At 62.6% G+C, this 15,878-nt stretch carries 17 protein-coding genes; 5 read left to right on the plus strand and 12 right to left on the minus strand.

The window, feature by feature from the left end; all coding sequences use genetic code 11:
- Position 1 precedes the first annotated feature (1 nt).
- Genes AC6I97_RS02530 through AC6I97_RS02545 form a run of 4 tightly spaced genes read right to left on the minus strand, consistent with a single transcriptional unit; the run spans position 2 to position 3,707 of the window.
- On the minus strand, positions 2-979 hold the full coding sequence (locus AC6I97_RS02530) for a hydroxymethylglutaryl-CoA lyase-like TIM-barrel protein (protein ID WP_497943990.1): 978 nt from the start codon (positions 977-979) through the stop codon (positions 2-4).
- Entirely contained in the window at positions 976-2,226 is a 1,251-nt protein-coding gene (locus tag AC6I97_RS02535) for a CaiB/BaiF CoA transferase family protein (RefSeq protein WP_497943991.1), read from the minus strand. The genes AC6I97_RS02530 and AC6I97_RS02535 overlap by 4 nt, the downstream gene beginning before the upstream one ends.
- Positions 2,227-2,272: 46 nt before the next feature.
- A complete protein-coding gene (locus tag AC6I97_RS02540) occupies positions 2,273-2,752 on the minus strand; it encodes a GntT/GntP/DsdX family permease (protein WP_497946894.1) in 480 nt (159 codons plus the stop codon).
- Entirely contained in the window at positions 2,724-3,707 is a 984-nt protein-coding gene (locus AC6I97_RS02545; RefSeq protein ID WP_497943992.1) for a GntP family permease, read from the minus strand. The genes AC6I97_RS02540 and AC6I97_RS02545 overlap by 29 nt, the downstream gene beginning before the upstream one ends.
- 346 nt (positions 3,708-4,053) lie before the next feature.
- Between AC6I97_RS02545 and AC6I97_RS02550 the strand changes: the two genes are divergently transcribed.
- Positions 4,054-5,037 (plus strand): alpha/beta hydrolase, encoded by a 984-nt coding sequence (locus AC6I97_RS02550; protein ID WP_497943993.1) that lies wholly within the window; start codon positions 4,054-4,056, stop codon positions 5,035-5,037.
- 1 nt (position 5,038) lies between these two features.
- On the opposite strand, the gene AC6I97_RS02555 is transcribed toward AC6I97_RS02550, so the two are convergent.
- Entirely contained in the window at positions 5,039-5,215 is a 177-nt protein-coding gene (locus AC6I97_RS02555; RefSeq protein ID WP_497943994.1) for a hypothetical protein, read from the minus strand.
- 178 nt (positions 5,216-5,393) lie between these two features.
- Here AC6I97_RS02555 and AC6I97_RS02560 point away from each other — a divergent pair, with 178 nt between their 5' ends.
- Positions 5,394-6,017: an FMN reductase gene (locus AC6I97_RS02560; RefSeq protein WP_224167597.1), complete on the plus strand. Its 624-nt coding sequence runs from the start codon at positions 5,394-5,396 to the stop codon at positions 6,015-6,017.
- A 49-nt stretch (positions 6,018-6,066) separates the two neighbouring features.
- Positions 6,067-6,429 (plus strand): TFIIB-type zinc ribbon-containing protein, encoded by a 363-nt coding sequence (locus tag AC6I97_RS02565; RefSeq protein ID WP_309931460.1) that lies wholly within the window; start codon positions 6,067-6,069, stop codon positions 6,427-6,429.
- Positions 6,430-6,435: 6 nt separating this feature from the next.
- Here the strand turns inward: AC6I97_RS02565 and AC6I97_RS02570 are convergent, their stop codons facing one another.
- Together AC6I97_RS02570 and AC6I97_RS02575 are read right to left on the minus strand one after the other, a co-directional pair.
- Positions 6,436-7,011, minus strand: coding sequence for a hypothetical protein (locus AC6I97_RS02570; protein ID WP_224092578.1), 576 nt, complete (start codon positions 7,009-7,011; stop codon positions 6,436-6,438).
- A gap of 7 nt (positions 7,012-7,018) precedes the next feature.
- Entirely contained in the window at positions 7,019-7,489 is a 471-nt protein-coding gene (locus AC6I97_RS02575) for a hypothetical protein (RefSeq protein WP_224093934.1), read from the minus strand.
- Between the two features lie 630 nt (positions 7,490-8,119).
- On the opposite strand from AC6I97_RS02575, the gene dnaB reads away from it, so the two are divergent.
- Positions 8,120-9,505 (plus strand): replicative DNA helicase, encoded by a 1,386-nt coding sequence (gene dnaB / locus AC6I97_RS02580; RefSeq protein ID WP_224092586.1) that lies wholly within the window; start codon positions 8,120-8,122, stop codon positions 9,503-9,505.
- A 28-nt stretch (positions 9,506-9,533) separates the two neighbouring features.
- On the opposite strand, the gene AC6I97_RS02585 is transcribed toward dnaB, so the two are convergent.
- The 5 genes from AC6I97_RS02585 to AC6I97_RS02605 are packed head-to-tail and all read right to left on the minus strand — an operon-like array spanning position 9,534 to position 14,331.
- Positions 9,534-10,391, minus strand: coding sequence for a hypothetical protein (locus AC6I97_RS02585; protein WP_224165879.1), 858 nt, complete (start codon positions 10,389-10,391; stop codon positions 9,534-9,536).
- A 37-nt stretch (positions 10,392-10,428) separates the two neighbouring features.
- A complete protein-coding gene (locus tag AC6I97_RS02590) occupies positions 10,429-10,887 on the minus strand; it encodes a ribose-5-phosphate isomerase (RefSeq protein WP_224165878.1) in 459 nt (152 codons plus the stop codon).
- Between the two features lie 9 nt (positions 10,888-10,896).
- Positions 10,897-12,648, minus strand: a complete 1,752-nt coding sequence (locus AC6I97_RS02595) for a dihydroxyacetone kinase family protein (RefSeq protein ID WP_497943995.1) — start codon at positions 12,646-12,648, stop codon at positions 10,897-10,899.
- A 33-nt stretch (positions 12,649-12,681) separates the two neighbouring features.
- On the minus strand, positions 12,682-13,455 hold the full coding sequence (locus AC6I97_RS02600) for an SDR family NAD(P)-dependent oxidoreductase (protein ID WP_224165876.1): 774 nt from the start codon (positions 13,453-13,455) through the stop codon (positions 12,682-12,684).
- A 33-nt stretch (positions 13,456-13,488) separates the two neighbouring features.
- Positions 13,489-14,331 (minus strand): sugar phosphate isomerase/epimerase family protein, encoded by an 843-nt coding sequence (locus AC6I97_RS02605; RefSeq protein WP_224165875.1) that lies wholly within the window; start codon positions 14,329-14,331, stop codon positions 13,489-13,491.
- Positions 14,332-14,535: 204 nt separating this feature from the next.
- Here AC6I97_RS02605 and AC6I97_RS02610 point away from each other — a divergent pair, with 204 nt between their 5' ends.
- Positions 14,536-15,873: an MFS transporter gene (locus AC6I97_RS02610; RefSeq protein ID WP_224165874.1), complete on the plus strand. Its 1,338-nt coding sequence runs from the start codon at positions 14,536-14,538 to the stop codon at positions 15,871-15,873.
- Positions 15,874-15,878 lie beyond the last annotated feature (5 nt).

A 15,878-nucleotide genomic window follows, 5' to 3' on the forward strand; every position in this document is an offset into this window, starting at 1 on the left:
GTTAGTTGCTCCCTGTGGAGGACGGGATGACCCAGTCGAAAGCTGCAGCCCGGGAGCGCGCGCCTTGGGCAGCCTTTGAACGGTTGGGCTCGCCCAGCTCGGCAAGCAGCTTCTCTGACAGGACCACGAGTTCGCCAAACACGTCCGGCGTGAGCCATTCGGGACGTGTGGCGAACAGGATGTCCTCGCTGGAGGTGTTGCCGCTGGCGCCGGGCGCGAACGGGCAACCGCCCAGGCCGCCCAAAGCGCCGTCCACCATAGCGGCGCCCGCCTGGATTGCAGCGAGGGTGTTGGCCACGCCCAAGCCCCAGGTGTCGTGACCGTGATAGACGATCCGCCGGGCAGGGGATTCATCCCGTACCCGCGTGATCAGGCTGGAAACCTGGGCGGGAACGGCCTGCCCCAGGGTGTCGCAAATGACGATGTCCGTGGTGCCCTCGGCCCGGGGATCGTTGGCGATCGAAAGGATCCGCTCCTCCGGAACGTAGCCCTCGAAAGGACAGGTGAAGGACGTTGCGATGCAGAGTTGTATCTGGCCTCCGACTGCCCGGGCGTACTCAACCGCCTCGGGCAAAGCCGCCAGGCTTTCGTCCGTGGTGCGGCCAATGTTCGCCTTGTTATGTGAATCGGAAGCAGACAGGCAGTATTGGAAATTCCGTGCGCCCGCAGATGATGCCTTGGCAACGTGGCCGGGTGTCGCTACCCAGATCCAGCACTTTTCCAGTTCCTCGGGAGTGAGTGCCTGGACTACTTCCAAGGTGTTCGCCATGGTGGGGACCAGGTCAGCCCGGGCCATGGATCCCAGCTCAATGGCCGGCACGCCCAGCCGCAGTAACTCCCGCACAGTTTCGATCTTCTGCTCAGTGGGCAGGAGTTTGCCGGTGAGCTGAAGCCCGTCCCTCAGGGTGACGTCCCGCAGGATGGTGTTGCCCAGAGTGTTGCCCAGTGTTGTGGCAAGGGGGCTTTCAAAGCTGGTCATGGTCGGAGAGCCTCCTCGCGGCCCGAAGCCGCATCGATTTGCGCAGCATCCAAGTGAAGGAGCCCGCCAAGGATTTCTTCAGTGTTTTCGCCGAGGTCCGGTCCCAGATTGCGGATGGGCAGGGACTGGTCTCCGATCACGGGAACGATGCCCGGGAAACCTACCCCCGGAAGGATCTCCTCGCCAGTGGAAACGTCGAACTTCTGGATCATGTTGCGGGCCGCGTACTGGCTGTCCGTGCTGATGTCCGCGGCTGTGTAGATGGGACCAGCCGGAACCCCAGCGGCATCCAGGGCTGCCAAAGCTTCAGGAGCTGTCAGCTGCGCGGACCATTCGCCGATGGCTTGGTCCAGTTCCTCGCGGCGTGCCCAGCGTCCTGCATTGCTCTGCAGCTCCGGGTCCTTGGCGAGGTCCGCCCGGCCGATGGTTTCCATGTACCGCTGGTAAATGGAGTCCCCGTTGCCGGCCACCACAATGCTGGCACCGTCCTTGCAGACATAGGCGTTGGAGGGAGCGATCCCTTCCATGCGGCCGCCAACGCGCTGACGGTCCACGCCGTACGCCTGGTAGTCGGGAATGAGCGATTCCATCATGGAGAACATCGCCTCGTTCAGCGCGACGTCGATGATGCGCTCGGTGAGCGGCACAGCGCCAGCCGAGTCCCGGCGTCGTGCTTCACGCTGGTACAGGCTCATCATGGAGCCGAAGGCGGCGTAAAGGCCCGCGATCGAGTCTCCGATGGAGACGCCCACGCGGACAGGCGCGCGGTCCGGATCGCCCACCAGGTTGCGGAACCCGCTATACGCCTCGGCGACGGCGGCAAAACCGGGCCGCTCGGACAGTGGCCCAGTCTGCCCAAAGGCGGAGATGCGGGTGACGATGAGGTCCGGATTGGCCTGGTTGAGGACTTCTGGGCCGAGGCCCCACTTTTCCAGCGTTCCAGGACGGAAGTTCTCCAGCAGGATGTCGCACTTTGCAACGAGCGCCAACACGGCCGCCCTGCCGGCTTCCGTTCGGAGATCCAGGACCACTGACTTCTTGTTGCGGTTCAGCGTGCGGTAGAGCATCGACGTGTTGCCCTTGTGGAGGCGCCAATTGCGGAGCTCGTCGCCGGTGCCTGGACGCTCGACCTTGATGACTTCAGCGCCGAAATCGGCGAGCAGCCTGCCAGCCGTGGGAGCGGCGATGTAATTGCCGAGCTCGAGGACTCGAACGCCGTCCAATGGGGCGATTGTTTGGTGTGTCATGGTCTTCTCTCGTGCGTGCTTCGTGATGGGACGGTTGGCGGGGCGGTCAGAACAGCAGGCTCATGGGCAGGATCAGCAAGATCGCGACCACCGAGGCTACCGAAACTCCCACGGTGACCGATTTCAATGCACCCCTCACACTCTGGCCCAAAAGGGACTGCAGGAGCCAGAACGTGTTGCTGGTGACGTGAACCATGAAGAGCGATCCGGCGCCGGCTGCGAGGGCGAGCAGTACTGGATCCAGGCCGATCGCGGGAGCGATGGGTGCCAGCAGGCCGGCTGCCGTAATGGCGGACAGGGTGACCGACCCGACGGCGATGTGCAGCACTGCGGCGATGGCCCAGACCACCAGGAGCGGGGCGACGGTGCTCGCTGAGAAGAAGCCACCAAGGATATCGCCGAGGCCGGCGGCCTTTACCGTTGCCGCGAGGGATCCGCCCACACCGGTGAGGATCAGGATCTGGCCGCTTTCCTTGAAGCCGACGGTGATGGCCTCCTCAACCTTCTTCTGGCCCGATGGATGCACGGGTGACAAGGCACGTACCAATGAGTCCGATGAGAAGGGCGATGACGGGTTCGCCAAGCAATTGGAGCCAGGGCAGATCAATCTTGAAAATCTGCAGGATGGCTCCGGCGCCGATGAGGATCAGGGAAGTCAGGAGCGGTGCAAAGAGCATGATCAGCGGCTTCTCTTTGCTCTCGCGTTCGGCAACAGCCAGTGCAGCGCCGGTTGGCTTCGTGTTGGAGCCGACTGCGGACTTGCCGGCGGTATTTGTTGCGGGGAGTGGGCCGCTGGTGGGCTCCTCGCCCTCGCTGTCTTCCTCGGCCACGAAGGTGTGGTCCTCGTCCTTGGTTTCATTCCAGAAACCGCGGCGGAAGAGGAACGTCATGATGGCAATGGAAATGATGATGGTCGGAATAACCAGCAACAGGCCGAAGAGCAGCATCTTGCCGAGGGGAACGTTGAGGAGGCCTGCCAAGGCCAGCGAGGCAACGCCCGGAACCGTAAAGACAATGCCGCATTCCAGGGCGATGGCCATGGCGGTTGCCATGCGGGCTGTACCCAGCTTTCCGATTTTCGGGGCGAGTTTGCGGGCCAGCGGGGCTGAGATGACGAGCAGGACGTCAAGGAAGATGGACTGGAGGAGCGTGCCTATTGCCAGGCCCATCGTGTAAGGCAGGCGTTTCGGGCCAAAGGTCTTGAGCAGCTGCTCCACAAGGCGCCGGATGGCGCCACTCTGATTGAGGATGGAGCCCATTAGGACGCCGAACGCGATGAGCAGGCCGACGTCCACCATGATCTCACCGAAGCCGGAGGTGATGGTTTTGACGGTCTCTTCGACGCCGAGGCCGACGGCCAGGCCCAGGTACACGGAGGCGATGACCAGGGAGATGACGGGGTTGACTCTGAAGCGGACGATCAGCACGACGGCGGCCAAGACCGCTACAGCTGTGTTGATCAGAACAGCAATGTCTGACATGGGGGAATCCGATCGTTGGGCCTTCCACTCTGAAGGCTTGGAATTGATGCGCGCCGTGAGACAGGCCACATCACTGATCCCATATTATGAGTTTAAACTCATATTGCAAGCCTCTTCGACAAATTAGACTGAGCCAATGGCGTGGCGGGTCCTTCATGATCCAGCCCCGCAGACTTAGCATGGTCCACAGGTACACCAATTGGGGGAGTGTGTAATGGGGCCATTGGAATCGACTCAAGCCAACGTGACTGGCGGGGCAACAGCCCGGACGGATGAGGGAGGTGGTTCCCCTTTAGGTCCCGGTTCCAGGGCAGCTGTGCAGGCCAAACGACGGCGTCCTGCCCGAGTGAGGAAACTCGACCTCGCCATCATTCTGATCTTGTTCATCCTGCTTGCCCTGTCGGCGACTCCTTGGCCCTCCGCCATGTTGATTCGCAGTGTTTTTGAGCGCGGAGCGCAGTCCACCATTGACGAGATGGCGCCCTACGTCCCGGACACTCCGTTGGAGGAGCGGGCCGGTGTGGTTTATAAGCCCGGTTCTACTTTCGATGTTTTCAGTCCTGCCGGCACTACCGAGGCCCTCCCGACGATCGTCTGGATCCATGGCGGTGCGTGGATCTCGGGGGCTCAAGGCGATGTGGAACCCTATCTTCGGATTCTTGCTGCCGAGGGCTACACGACCATTGGGGTGAGCTACCCGATCGCGCCGGAGGCCGTCTACCCCACCGCGATACGGGACATCAACGATGCGCTCGGCTACATCAAAGCGCACGCCAGTGAATTGAACGTGGACACCACCCGGATTGTCCTGGCTGGCGATTCAGCAGGCGCGCAGTTGGCCAGCCAAATGACCACTCTCACTGTTAATCCCGAGTATGCCAACCTGATGGGGATCCAGCCCGCGCTCCAGAAATCGGACCTCGCGGCCACCATCCTGCATTGCGGTGTGTATGACCTGCGGGCAATGGCCGACCTCAATGGCCTGGTTGCGTGGGGCTTCAAAACCTCGCTGTGGGCCTACACCGGAACGAAGGACTGGTCCTCCACATATGCGGGCAGCACCATGTCCACCATTGATTTTGTAACCAAGGATTTCCCGCCGACCTTCATCAGCGGCGGCAACGGCGATGGTCTGACGTGGCTTCAGTCGGTCCCCTACGGCAATCGCCTGAAGGAAGCGGGTGTTCCGGTGACCGAATTGTTTTGGGCCGCGGACCACGATCCCGAACTGCCGCATGAGTACCAGTTCCACTTGAACTTCGCCGAGGCGCGCGATGCCAGGGACAAGACCTTCGACTTCCTGTCCACGCACGCCGCCAGGTCGAAGTGAGCTAAATGCGGGGAAGAGTGGAGTACGGCCGGCTTGGGAGGTGCCCCGCCGCCCATGGCCGAACCGGAGGTTCCAGTGGAATCTCCCCGCGACCGTCGCGGATCACCAACGCCACCGTGCCTATCGCCGCGGCAAGGGAAGCCGCACCCAACAAGACCAGGACAACAACAAAAGCCATAGACATCGCCATGCACCTCTAGCCCCAATTTTACCGTCGTTCGTCACTCGACGTCCGGATGCGACCGGGCTCTTCAGCTGTGACCGTACCTATGGGAATAGTTCGTGATGCTCCCTCGTTCACTCATTTAGATGCATATGCATGTAAGCTGGGAATGAACGAGCAACAGGAGAATGCCATGGAAACCCGCCGCATCACCGTCCTTTCCGCCGGACTCGGCGTCCCGTCGTCGAGCCGCCTGCTGGCGGACCAACTGGCCGCCTCCGCCGAGCGGCAGTTGCGCGCGGCAGGATATGAGGTGAGGATTGACGTCGTCGAGCTGCGGGACCTGGCGGTGGACATCGCCAACAACTTCGTGACCGGCTATGCCGCGCCCCGCCTCGCAGAAGTGATCGCCGGCGTCGAGGATTCAGACGGAATCATCGCCGTCAGTCCCGTTTTCAGCGCGTCCTATAGCGGCCTCTTCAAGTCGTTCATCGACGTCCTGGACCCCAAGTCCCTCGACGGCAAAGCCGTACTGCTTGGCGCCACAGGCGGCACCGACCGCCACCAGATGGTCCTGGACTACGCCATGCGGCCGCTGTTCAGCTACCTCAGGACCCGCACGGCTGCCACCGGCGTCTTCGCCGGGCCCCAGGACTGGGGAAACGACGACGGCGGCTCGCCCCTCTCAGCGCGAGTGGACCGGGCGGCCGGCGAACTCGTGCAACTGCTCAGTGGCGCCCAGCCGGGCCGCAAGGCCCCGGCGCTGGAGTCACTGCCCTTCGAACAGCTGCTGGCCGGCATTTCAGCCGGCAGGTAGTCCGAACTTTTCACCGGGTCCGATCGTTGGGCCAAGCATGAAGTGTCCTGTGGATTCCATTGACCTGGTGATGAGCGAACGAAGCGGCGTGGAGATTGACTATTGCCCGCAATGCCGGGGTGTATGGCTGGACCGCGGTGAGCTGGACAAGATCATTGATCGCGTCGCTGCCGACTCCATGCCGGCCCCTGCGAGGCAGGCGCCGGCCCCGCCGCACCCTCCGATCGCACCGCCGCCCGTCTACAACCCCTTTGAATCGCGGCCCCAACAACCCCGCTACGATGACCGCGGCGATCGACGCGACTATGACCGCCGGGATTATGAGCGCAGGGGTGACTATGACCGTCGCGACGAATATGGCCGTAAACGCAAGAAGAAGGAAGGCTTCCTGGGAGACCTTTTCGATTTCTAGCCGCCGTTAGTCTTCCAGGAGCTCGATGAATTCACGGGCCTGTTTGATGGTGATGTCCGAGTGGCGTGTCAGTGCCAATGCTGCGCCCTCCACATCACCGCTTTTTGCCAAGGTACGGATCCGTCCGTAGATCTCGTCGTTGAGCATGTTGCTGCTCACTTCGCGCGTTACATCGCCCTTGCTGACTATTGCCCGGTACCGGTACGGGAAGCGCTCGGGCTCGTCGTCGTCGTCCGACAGGAGATCCTTGGGCTGCGCCTCCGGCGTGAAGGGCTGGGGGTGTGCGGCCAGAGCGCCCACGGCGTCGCGTGATGCCCGTAGACCCTCACCGGTGGCCTGCAGATACAGCTTGATCGCTGCCATGCCCTGGCCCTGGGCAATAAGCGAGTAGAGCCGCCTGTGCTGTTCCTCGTTCAGCTTCGCCGCCGATTCTTTCGCCAACTGCACTGGATCCTTGGGTGGGTTGGCCGCAGCGGCGCCGGCCTTGGTCTCGGCCGAACGCTTGCTGAAGGAACGCATAAGCAGCAGTACGCCCGCAATGACCGCGATCAAAATTACGAGCGGGATAAACAAGGAATCCATGGCGTTGTCAGAGCCGATCTACGTAGTTCTTAGCAGTGAGTAAGTCTGAATGGGTTGCCTGGCGGAAGACCTTGATGGCTTCGATCTTGCGCCCGCTGCGGACCAGGTTCTGCAAGTCGAAGGCGAGCTGGGGATTGAGCTGGCCATTGGGAAGCACCGCTGGCTGGTGCCCGCTTTGGGCGCCGGCCGTCCTGGCTGCTTGAGCCTGATGAGCAGCGCGGCTTTGTTCCGTCTGCTGGGTGTGCTGGGCCTCGTTCTGGCTTGGCTTGGTGGAAGCCTCGATTTTGGCGCGGGCAGCAAGGGCCGCCTGAACCTGGGAGGCTTGGTGCGCTGCGGACCGGGCCGCAAGTTCGTGTTGATAACGCTCGGCATCCGAAAGGCCTGTGTCGCGCGGTTTGAAAGCCGCTGAAAGCGCCCACAGCAGGCCCAGGAGGACAATTAGCGGAAGGGCAATCATCAGCACGTCACCAAAGTTCATCCCCATGCTTAGAGCTTATGCCAGAACTTGGTTATCCACAGCACATTCCATTCCCGGCATAGACTTCTGAGAGGACAGTGTCAAATTAGGGCCCTCTTTGTAAGACGCATCACATTTGCGGCATGTTTAGCATGGATTTTGGGCTACGACGACCAGCCGGCCGTGCCGGGTCTGTGGATGATTTTCCACCAAAACTTTCTTTGCTCCACAGGCTGTGATGAGTGTTTCCGCAGGTCAGAAGCTAGTTGCCGCAAAAAGAATTTCTCTATCCACAGGGTAACGCACAGACTGTGCACAACGTGGGGGCGGTATTCCACAGGTTATCCACATGTGGGCTTGACAGTGGACTTTGCGCCCGGACTGCGCACCGCTAACGTGGCTCGGGTACCTGTTTCAGTATGGAATTTGCCCTCTCAGTGACCTTCAGGCAGCCGCGCGCAAACGTGCTTGGGGAGACTTCTGTGGATAAGTTGTGGAAATTGGGGAAAGCCGAAAATTGTCGGACCCCCATGGATATAACAGGAGCACTCGGCTGGTCCGGAGGCTCGGGCAATCCATCCCAGGTACACCTGCGCTTTACGCACCACTGAGGACTAACTCTCTGCAGCGGTACACAAATGGAGGACGGCTTTGTCAGTTACGCACTTGGACTCAATCGAGGGCGCACGCGCTTCGGACTCGAGCCGGAAACCTCCGCAGGACATCCCCGCTGAGCAGTCAGTCCTTGGCGGCATGATGTTGTCCAAGGACGCAATCGCAGACGTCGTCGAAATTGTCCGTGGCCACGACTTCTACCGTCCCGCCCACGAGACCATTTACGAGTCGATCATTGACCTCTACGGCCGCGGCGAACCTGCCGACGCAGTTACGGTCTCCGATGAGCTGACCAAGCGCGGAGAGATCAACAGGATCGGCGGACCGGCCTACCTGCACGAGCTCATCCAAACCGTTCCCACAGCCGCCAACGCAGGCTATTACGCCGAGATCGTGGCAGAGCGCGCAGTGTTGCGCCGACTCGTGAACGCCGGCACCAAGATCGTCCAGATGGGCTACGGCCAGGACGGCGAAGTGGAAGACCTCGTCAACCAGGCACAGGCCGAGGTCTACGCGGTTGCTGAAAAGCGTACTGCCGAAGACTACGTGGCGTTGAAGGACGTCATGGAGTCCACCGTGGACGAGATCGAAGCTTCCGGGCATCGCGGCGAAGGCATGGTTGGCGTTCCCACCGGTTTCTATGAGCTCGACGAACTGACCCATGGACTCCACCCGGGCCAGATGATCGTTATCGCTGCCCGCCCTGCCGTCGGTAAGTCCACGTTCGCGTTGGACTTCGCCCGCTCCGCCGCTATCAAGAACAACCTGGCCACAGTCATGTTCTCCCTCGAAATGGGCAGGAACGAGATCGCGATGCGCCTGCTTTCCGCCGAAGCGACCATCGGACTGCAGGACCTTCGTAAGGGCACGATCAAGGACGAGCAGTGGTCCAAGATCGCCACCACCATGGGCCGAATGAACGATGCCCCGCTCTTCATTGACGACAGCCCCAATATGTCGCTCATGGAAATCAGGGCAAAGTGCCGCCGGCTGAAGCAGCAGCATGACCTCAAACTCGTGATCCTCGACTACCTCCAGCTCATGAGCTCGGGCAAGAAAGTGGAGTCCCGCCAGCAGGAAGTCTCCGAGTTCTCGCGTGCCCTCAAGCTGCTCGCCAAGGAACTTCAGGTCCCCGTCATTGCGCTGTCGCAGCTGAACCGTGGTTCCGAACAGCGCCAGGACAAGCGCCCCATGGTCTCCGACCTCCGTGAATCCGGCTCCATCGAGCAGGATGCCGACATGGTCATCCTCCTCCACAGGGAAGACGTCTACGACAAAGAATCGCCGCGTGCAGGCGAAGCCGACATCCTCATCGCCAAGCACCGTAACGGCCCCACCAAGGACATCGTCGTGGCGTTCCAGGGTCACTACTCGCGTTTCGCCAACATGGCTGGCGATGCCGGTGGTGGCGGCGGGTTCTAGCTGCAGTCGCGGGGCCCCGGCGGGCTGGTCAGGGCCGGGGAAGCACCAGCAGGTACCCGGCGGGGAGCGCACTGCTCCAGCGTCGCGGCTCCCGGACCACGAATTGTGTCGCCAGCTGATCCGGGGTAAGCAGGCTGTTGGGGGCCGGCGATGGCCCCCATTGTCCGCTGCCGTACGGGTACAGCGGATCCAGCACGCGTACTGCGGTCACCGGAATTTCCGGGAACTGGGCAGGATCGCCGAGTGACTCGAATCCGCTCATTACCCAGGCGTGGCGACCACTCCACATGACCAGCCCCACCGGGCGGCCCGTACTGGCCATGGCCCGCGCCGCTGTCTGGAGGGCATCGTCGTAGTCGGCAATGCTGACAACTTGGTAGGGGCCCATTCCCACCGCGGTCAGCACTGCTGCCCAACCGAACGGGTTGGCGCCGTTGAATGAATCGGAAGACCTCATTCGCGCCATGTCCCATAGCTCGTTCTGCTGGGCGCGGCCGGCCCAGGTACCGCCGCCGGTGTCATCGATGAGATTGTGCATCATCTGTATGCTCGCCGCTACGCACCAGTCGAACGTGTACTGCGGTACGAAGTCGCCCTGTTGGTAGAGGTTAAGGGAGTACGGCTGAGGCGTCGCGACTGGTGCCGGGAGAGGTGCCGGGACTGGTGCCGGCACCGAAGTCGGGCTGGGGGACGCCGGCGGGGGTGCTTGAGTGGCGAGGGCGACTTCCCCTCCGGCTGCCTGCGCGGAGTCGGCTGGTTGCGCCGACTCGACTGGTTGCGGCTGGTTGGAGGCGGCCTCGTCCACGCCGTTCGCGGACGAACAGCTTGAAAGGAGGACGGCCAGGGCGAAGAACCAAGCCAGGAGACGGGCACGGGCACCGGTCATGGTCAAGTTTAGCGCGAGGCAGGAGCGCCCCGAAGGCCTAGCAGCCCTCGAAGTCGCTCAGAACCCTGACCTTCGCGGCCGAGCTGGATTGGGGGTCGAACGCGTAGCCGATCCATTCCTTGGCGAGCCGACGCGCCAGCTCCACGCCCACAACGCGCTGGCCCATGGTGAGGACCTGGCAGTCGTTGGACAGGATGGATCGCTCCACGGAGAAGGAGTCGTGTGCAGCGGTAGCCCGGATGCCCGGAACCTTGTTGGCGGCGATGGCCACGCCGATTCCTGTGCCGCAGAACAGGATGGCCCGATCGGCCTTGCCGTCGCGGATCATTTCACCGGCCGCGATGCCCACGTACGGATAGGGCTTGCTGAAGTCCTCGTCCGCAGGGTTTACTCCGATGTCGATGACCTCTGTGACCCGGGAGTCAGCCTCAAGGTCGGCCAGGATCCGGTCTTTGTACTCAACGCCTGCTTCGTCGGCGCCCACAATGATGCGCATGTGATTCTCCTAGTTGCTTGCTGCGCAGTTGCCTGCAGTGGCGGGAACTGCGGTGAAATGCGGCCCGACGGCGGCAAACACCATGGCGAGCGACGTCGCCCCTGGATCCGGCGTGCCGATGCTCTTCTCGGCCAGCGGCCTGGCGCGGCCCTTCAACGGACGGAGTTCTGCCGTGGCCGCAGCTGCCTTGGAAGAGACGTCAGCCGCGGAAGACCAGGCCTCCTCGGCCATGGATCCGGCAGCAACGGACGCCGCGAACGTCGAAGCGAACGGCAGCAGGGCATCCACCATGGTCTTGTCGCCAAGGTCCGCCTTGCCGAGGCTCGTGATGCGGTCCGCGAAGGCGCGAACAGATTCGGCGAGGACTACCGGCGTCGGGGTTTCTGCGTCTCCCAGCCGCTCGCCAAAGGCACGCAGTCCGGCACCCCACAGGACTCCCGACGTACCGCCGGCCTTGTCGGCCCAGGCGTCTCCGGCAGCAATGAGCAAGGAGCCAGCGCCGGCTCCACGTGCATAAGCAACAGATGCCGCTGCGAGGGCTGCCGCGGATCCGCGGACCATGCCGCGTCCGTGGTCGCCGTCGCCAGCGATTGCGTCCATGTCGCCCAGTTTTGTTTCGGAGTCCCGCAACAGGGCGGCAGTAGCGTCCAGGGCGGAGAGGCATTGCCCAGCGTATTCGCGCGACTCGCTGGTGGAGGAGTAGTCAACAGCGTCAGTGGCAGAAGCGTCGACGCCCGGGTCTTCGAACGAAGCAGCCTCGAAGCCAACAGCCCCACGACGGTACGCCGGCGTCAACGCGGGAGCGGTCCAGTACTGCTCAAGTTCATCATCCAGCCACGTGAGCGTCAGCGAAGCGCCGGCCATGTCCAGGCTGGTCACCAGTTCGCCGACCTCCGGCATGACCAGCGTGTAGCCAGTCTCGCGGAGGAGGGGAGCCACAGTGCGCCAGAGAACGAACAGTTCCTCGTGCTTCGTTGAACCCAATCCATTGAGCATCACGGCCAGCCGCGTTGAACCGGACCCGGGCGTCTCAGCCAGCACGCGCTTCACCAGCTCCTGGCCAAGCTCGACGGCGGACGGCAGCTCGGTATCGAATAGTCCAGGCTCGCCGTGGATACCCAGGCCCAGGCCCATCTGTCCCTCGGGAAGCTTGAACAATGGCTGGTCGGCGCCAGGGAAGGTGCAGCCACTGAATGCAGTGCCGATGGTCCTGGTAAGGCTGTTGGCCTTGCGTCCCACGCGGACCACTGACTCGAGATTCAGCCCGGCCTCCGCGGCAGCACCCATGACCTTGAAGACCACGAAGTCCCCGGCAATGCCGCGGCGCTTTTCGATCTCCTCGGGGGAGGCGCTGGCGATGTCGTCCGTGACCAGCACGTTTTCCGCCGGGATGCCTTCGGTGTTCAAGCGTTCGCTGGCCATGCCGAAGTTCATGACATCCCCGGCGTAGTTGCCGTAAGTGAAGACGACGCCGGCGCCGGAGTTGGCAGCCTTGGCCACGGAGTAGGCCTGTTGGGTGGAGGGCGAAGTGAAGATGTTGCCCACCACGGCGCCGTCAGCGAAACCCGGTCCGATGATGCCTGCGAAGGCCGGGTAGTGTCCGGAGCCGCCGCCGGTAATGACGGCGACCTTCGGTGCTGCGGGGCGGCTGCGGCGGACTGCGCCGCCTTCTACCTGGCGGACGAGGTCCGAGTGGGCGTCACAGAAACCGGCGAGGGCTTCGTCAGCGAAGTCGGCGGGATCGTTGAAGATTCTGGTCATGGTGGGTCCTGGGTTTCCTTCGAGCAGCTCGAACTAGTGGATGTGGCTGCCGCCGTTGATGTCGATGGTGGTGCCCGTCAGGTACGCGGAGTCCTCGGAGGAGAGGAACGTGATGACGGCGGCAACTTCCTCGGTGGTGGCGTTGCGGCCCAAGGGGATGCCTGCGTTGATGGCAGCTTCCTGCTCTTCGGTGCTGCCGACGCGGATGTTGGTGTCCACGGCGCCGGGGGTGATGGCGTTGACGGTCACACCGGTCTCGCCGATTTCGCGGGCAAGTGCCTTGGTGAAGCCGAGGATGGCGGCCTTGGCCGCGGAGTAGGGAACCTTGCCGAACACGCCGCCGCCGCGCTGGGCGGAGACCGAGGACATGTTGACGATGCGGCCCCAGCCGTTGGCGATCATGTCCGGAAGGAATGCCTTGGTGACGAGGTATGTACCGGTCGCGTTGACGTCCATGACCTTGTGCCACAGCTCGAGGGTGGTCTCCAGGAACGGGATGGGCGAGGTGATGCCGGCGATGTTGGCAAGGGCGCCCACGGGCGGGAGGTTCCCGGCGGCAACTTCCGCGGCGACGGCTGCCTGGGCTGCGGTGACGGAGGCTTCGTTGGCCACGTCGATTTCGTAGCCGAACGCGGGGACGTTGAATTCGTTGGCTATATCGGCGGCAACCTTGGCGGACTTCTCGCCGTCGAGGTCCAGAATGACGATGCCCCAGCCTTGGTTGGCGTAGCGGCGGGCGGTGGTCAGGCCGATGCCGCGATCGGAGGTAGCTCCGGTGAGGACGGCGGTGCGCTGGATGGTGGTCATGGTGCTCCTTGAATGGTGGTTGGTGGAAAAAGTTCAGATGAGGTCTGTGATGTAATTGGCAGCTTTGGCTGCGGCTGCCGGGCGTTCATCATGGGTGACGTCCCTGGTTTCGAGCTCCAGGGAGAAGTGGCCGGTGTAGCCAACTTCCCGCAGGGCTGCGAGTCCGGCAGGGAAGTCGGCCTTGCCATTGCCGATGCTGAGGTTGATGTTCCCCGGTTCGTTTTCCGTGGCGGGCACAGCGTCCCGTAAGTGGACGTGTTTGATGCTGGCGGAGAAACGATTGACGAAGTCCAGGGGGTCGCCTCCGGAGGCGACGATGTGGCTGAAGTCCATGACGATTCCGACGTCGGAGCCCGCCAGGCGGTCGGCGAGCAGTTGGGCGCGCTCCGTGTTCCAGCACAACCGGTAGTAGTGCAGGGATTCGGTCCACAGCTCGACGCCGAACTCTTTGGCGCGGGCAGACGCGTGGATCAGTTGAGCTGCCACAGCGTCGATGTCCTCTTCCAAGCTCTTCACCGGGTCATGGTCGATCGCGCCGCACGGCAGGACCAGAGCCTTCGCGCCGGTCTTTGCCGCCAAGGCGAGCAGCATCTCCAGGTGCCGATCGCGCGCTTCCTGCGCACCGCCGTCGAGCAATGCGTTCAGGTCCCCGACGTCGCCGTTTACCGAGCGGACCCGCAGGCCCGCGTTATTGACGACGGCGGCGACCGTCTCGACTGCCTCAGCGTCCAGTACGTAGGGCACGTGGTCGCAAACGCCGGGCAGCGCGCCAAGGTCGATTTCTTCGAAGCCGAGGGCGCCCATGGCTTTCAGGGCAGTCGCCAAATCCTGGTGTCGGAAGCTGATGGAAGAACAGCCCAGTCGGTGATGGAACATCGTCGTTGATCCTCAAGTTAGGGCCCTCGCCGGAGAAGGCCTTAGTGATGGAGACCACGTTAGCCGGGTTGACTGTTGACAGTCAACCTTTGAAGTTGACTGTTGACATTGCTGGTGTCCTCCGTCACAGTTGACGTATTATGTTGACTGTCGACAGTGAAGTTGCCTAAGAAGCGCCTCACTCTTCGAAAGGGAAATACACAAATGAGCAATGAAGCTCTGACCATGCGTGGTCCGGTTCATGGAACCAAGGAAGCAAAGCGCGTTGCCGTCGGTTCGGGCGTTGGCGCAGTCATCGAAACCTACGATTTCATCGGTTTCGGCACCGCCGCTGCACTGTACTTCGGTACAGCGTTCTTCCCGGGCGCCGACCCGGTGACTGGCACCCTGGCCTCCTTCGCGACCCTCGGCGTCGGCTTCGCTGCCCGTCCGTTGGGTGGCATCATCGGTGGCCACCTCGGCGACAAGCTCGGCCGCAAGCCGGTCCTGGTGGCTTCGCTCATCCTGATGGGCCTGGCAACCTTCGCTATCGGCCTTCTGCCCACCTACCAGCAGGTGGGCCTCCTGGCTCCCGCGCTCCTGGTGATCGTACGGGTCATCCAAGGCCTGGCCTTCGGTGCCGAGTGGGGCGGCGCAATCCTCATGAGTTACGAGCACGCACCGTGGCGAAAGAAGGGCCAGTTCACGGGAATCGTGCAGGCCGGCTTCCCGGTTGGCCTGTTGCTCGCAAACCTCGTCTTCCTCAGCAGCGTGGGACTCGGCAGCGAATGGGCCTGGCGCGTACCGTTCCTCGCAAGCATCGTGCTGGTTGCCGTGGGCCTCATCATCCGCTCCAAGGTTCCCGAGTCCCCGGTCTTTGAGGACGTCAAATCCAAGGGCGACATCGTGAAGTCTCCCATCGTGGATGTCATCAAGACCGACTGGCGCAACATTGTCCGGGGCATCGGCCTCCGTATTGCCGAAACCGCCGGTTACGCAGTGTCCGTGACCTACATGATTTCCTACCTTCACACCAACAAGCTGGCGGACAAGACTGAAACCCTGGTGGCGCTCTGCGTGGCAGCCGGCATCGGTATCTTCGCCACCTACTTCTGGGGCAAACTGACGGACCGCGTTGGTCGCCGTCCTGTTTACATCTGGTCCACCGCGTTCGCCGTCGTCTTCGGAATCCCGATGTTCATGCTGGTCAACACGGGCCTGTTCCTGCTGATCATCGCGACAATCGTCGTCGCTTACGCCGTGTGCCAGAATTCCCTCGCCGGAGCCCAGGGAGCATGGTTCCCCGAACTCTTCCAGGCCAAGACCCGCTCATCCGGAGCTTCGCTGTCATACCAGATCTCCGCCATGGTCTCCGGCTTCACCCCCTTCATCACCACCCTGCTGTTCGTCAGCATGGGCTGGATGGGACCGGCGCTGCTGTTCAGCTTCTATGCAGCCATCGGCCTGTGGGCAGCACTCATCACCCGGGAAACCTGGGGCAAGCGTGAGCGTGCGCTCGCCGAAGAAGCCGCCAGCAAAACTCCCCAGACGGTAAACGCCTAAGCAGC

Source organism: Arthrobacter sp. TmtSoilC48, from assembly GCF_059739425.1.

What these genes read in the sequence shown, in the direction of transcription:
- AC6I97_RS02530 (WP_497943990.1), bottom strand. Translation starts at nt 979, where the DNA reads ATGACCAGCTTTGAAAGCCCCCTTGCCACAACACTGGGCAACACTCTG.
- AC6I97_RS02535 (WP_497943991.1), bottom strand. Translation starts at nt 2,226, where the DNA reads ATGACACACCAAACAATCGCCCCATTGGACGGCGTTCGAGTCCTCGAG.
- AC6I97_RS02545 (WP_497943992.1), bottom strand. Translation starts at nt 3,707, where the DNA reads ATGTCAGACATTGCTGTTCTGATCAACACAGCTGTAGCGGTCTTGGCC.
- AC6I97_RS02555 (WP_497943994.1), bottom strand. Translation starts at nt 5,215, where the DNA reads ATGGCTTTTGTTGTTGTCCTGGTCTTGTTGGGTGCGGCTTCCCTTGCC.
- AC6I97_RS02560 (WP_224167597.1), top strand. Translation starts at nt 5,394, where the DNA reads ATGGAAACCCGCCGCATCACCGTCCTTTCCGCCGGACTCGGCGTCCCG.
- AC6I97_RS02570 (WP_224092578.1), bottom strand. Translation starts at nt 7,011, where the DNA reads ATGGATTCCTTGTTTATCCCGCTCGTAATTTTGATCGCGGTCATTGCG.
- AC6I97_RS02575 (WP_224093934.1), bottom strand. Translation starts at nt 7,489, where the DNA reads ATGAACTTTGGTGACGTGCTGATGATTGCCCTTCCGCTAATTGTCCTC.
- AC6I97_RS02585 (WP_224165879.1), bottom strand. Translation starts at nt 10,391, where the DNA reads ATGACCGGTGCCCGTGCCCGTCTCCTGGCTTGGTTCTTCGCCCTGGCC.
- AC6I97_RS02590 (WP_224165878.1), bottom strand. Translation starts at nt 10,887, where the DNA reads ATGCGCATCATTGTGGGCGCCGACGAAGCAGGCGTTGAGTACAAAGAC.
- AC6I97_RS02595 (WP_497943995.1), bottom strand. Translation starts at nt 12,648, where the DNA reads ATGACCAGAATCTTCAACGATCCCGCCGACTTCGCTGACGAAGCCCTC.
- AC6I97_RS02600 (WP_224165876.1), bottom strand. Translation starts at nt 13,455, where the DNA reads ATGACCACCATCCAGCGCACCGCCGTCCTCACCGGAGCTACCTCCGAT.
- AC6I97_RS02605 (WP_224165875.1), bottom strand. Translation starts at nt 14,331, where the DNA reads ATGTTCCATCACCGACTGGGCTGTTCTTCCATCAGCTTCCGACACCAG.
- AC6I97_RS02610 (WP_224165874.1), top strand. Translation starts at nt 14,536, where the DNA reads ATGAGCAATGAAGCTCTGACCATGCGTGGTCCGGTTCATGGAACCAAG.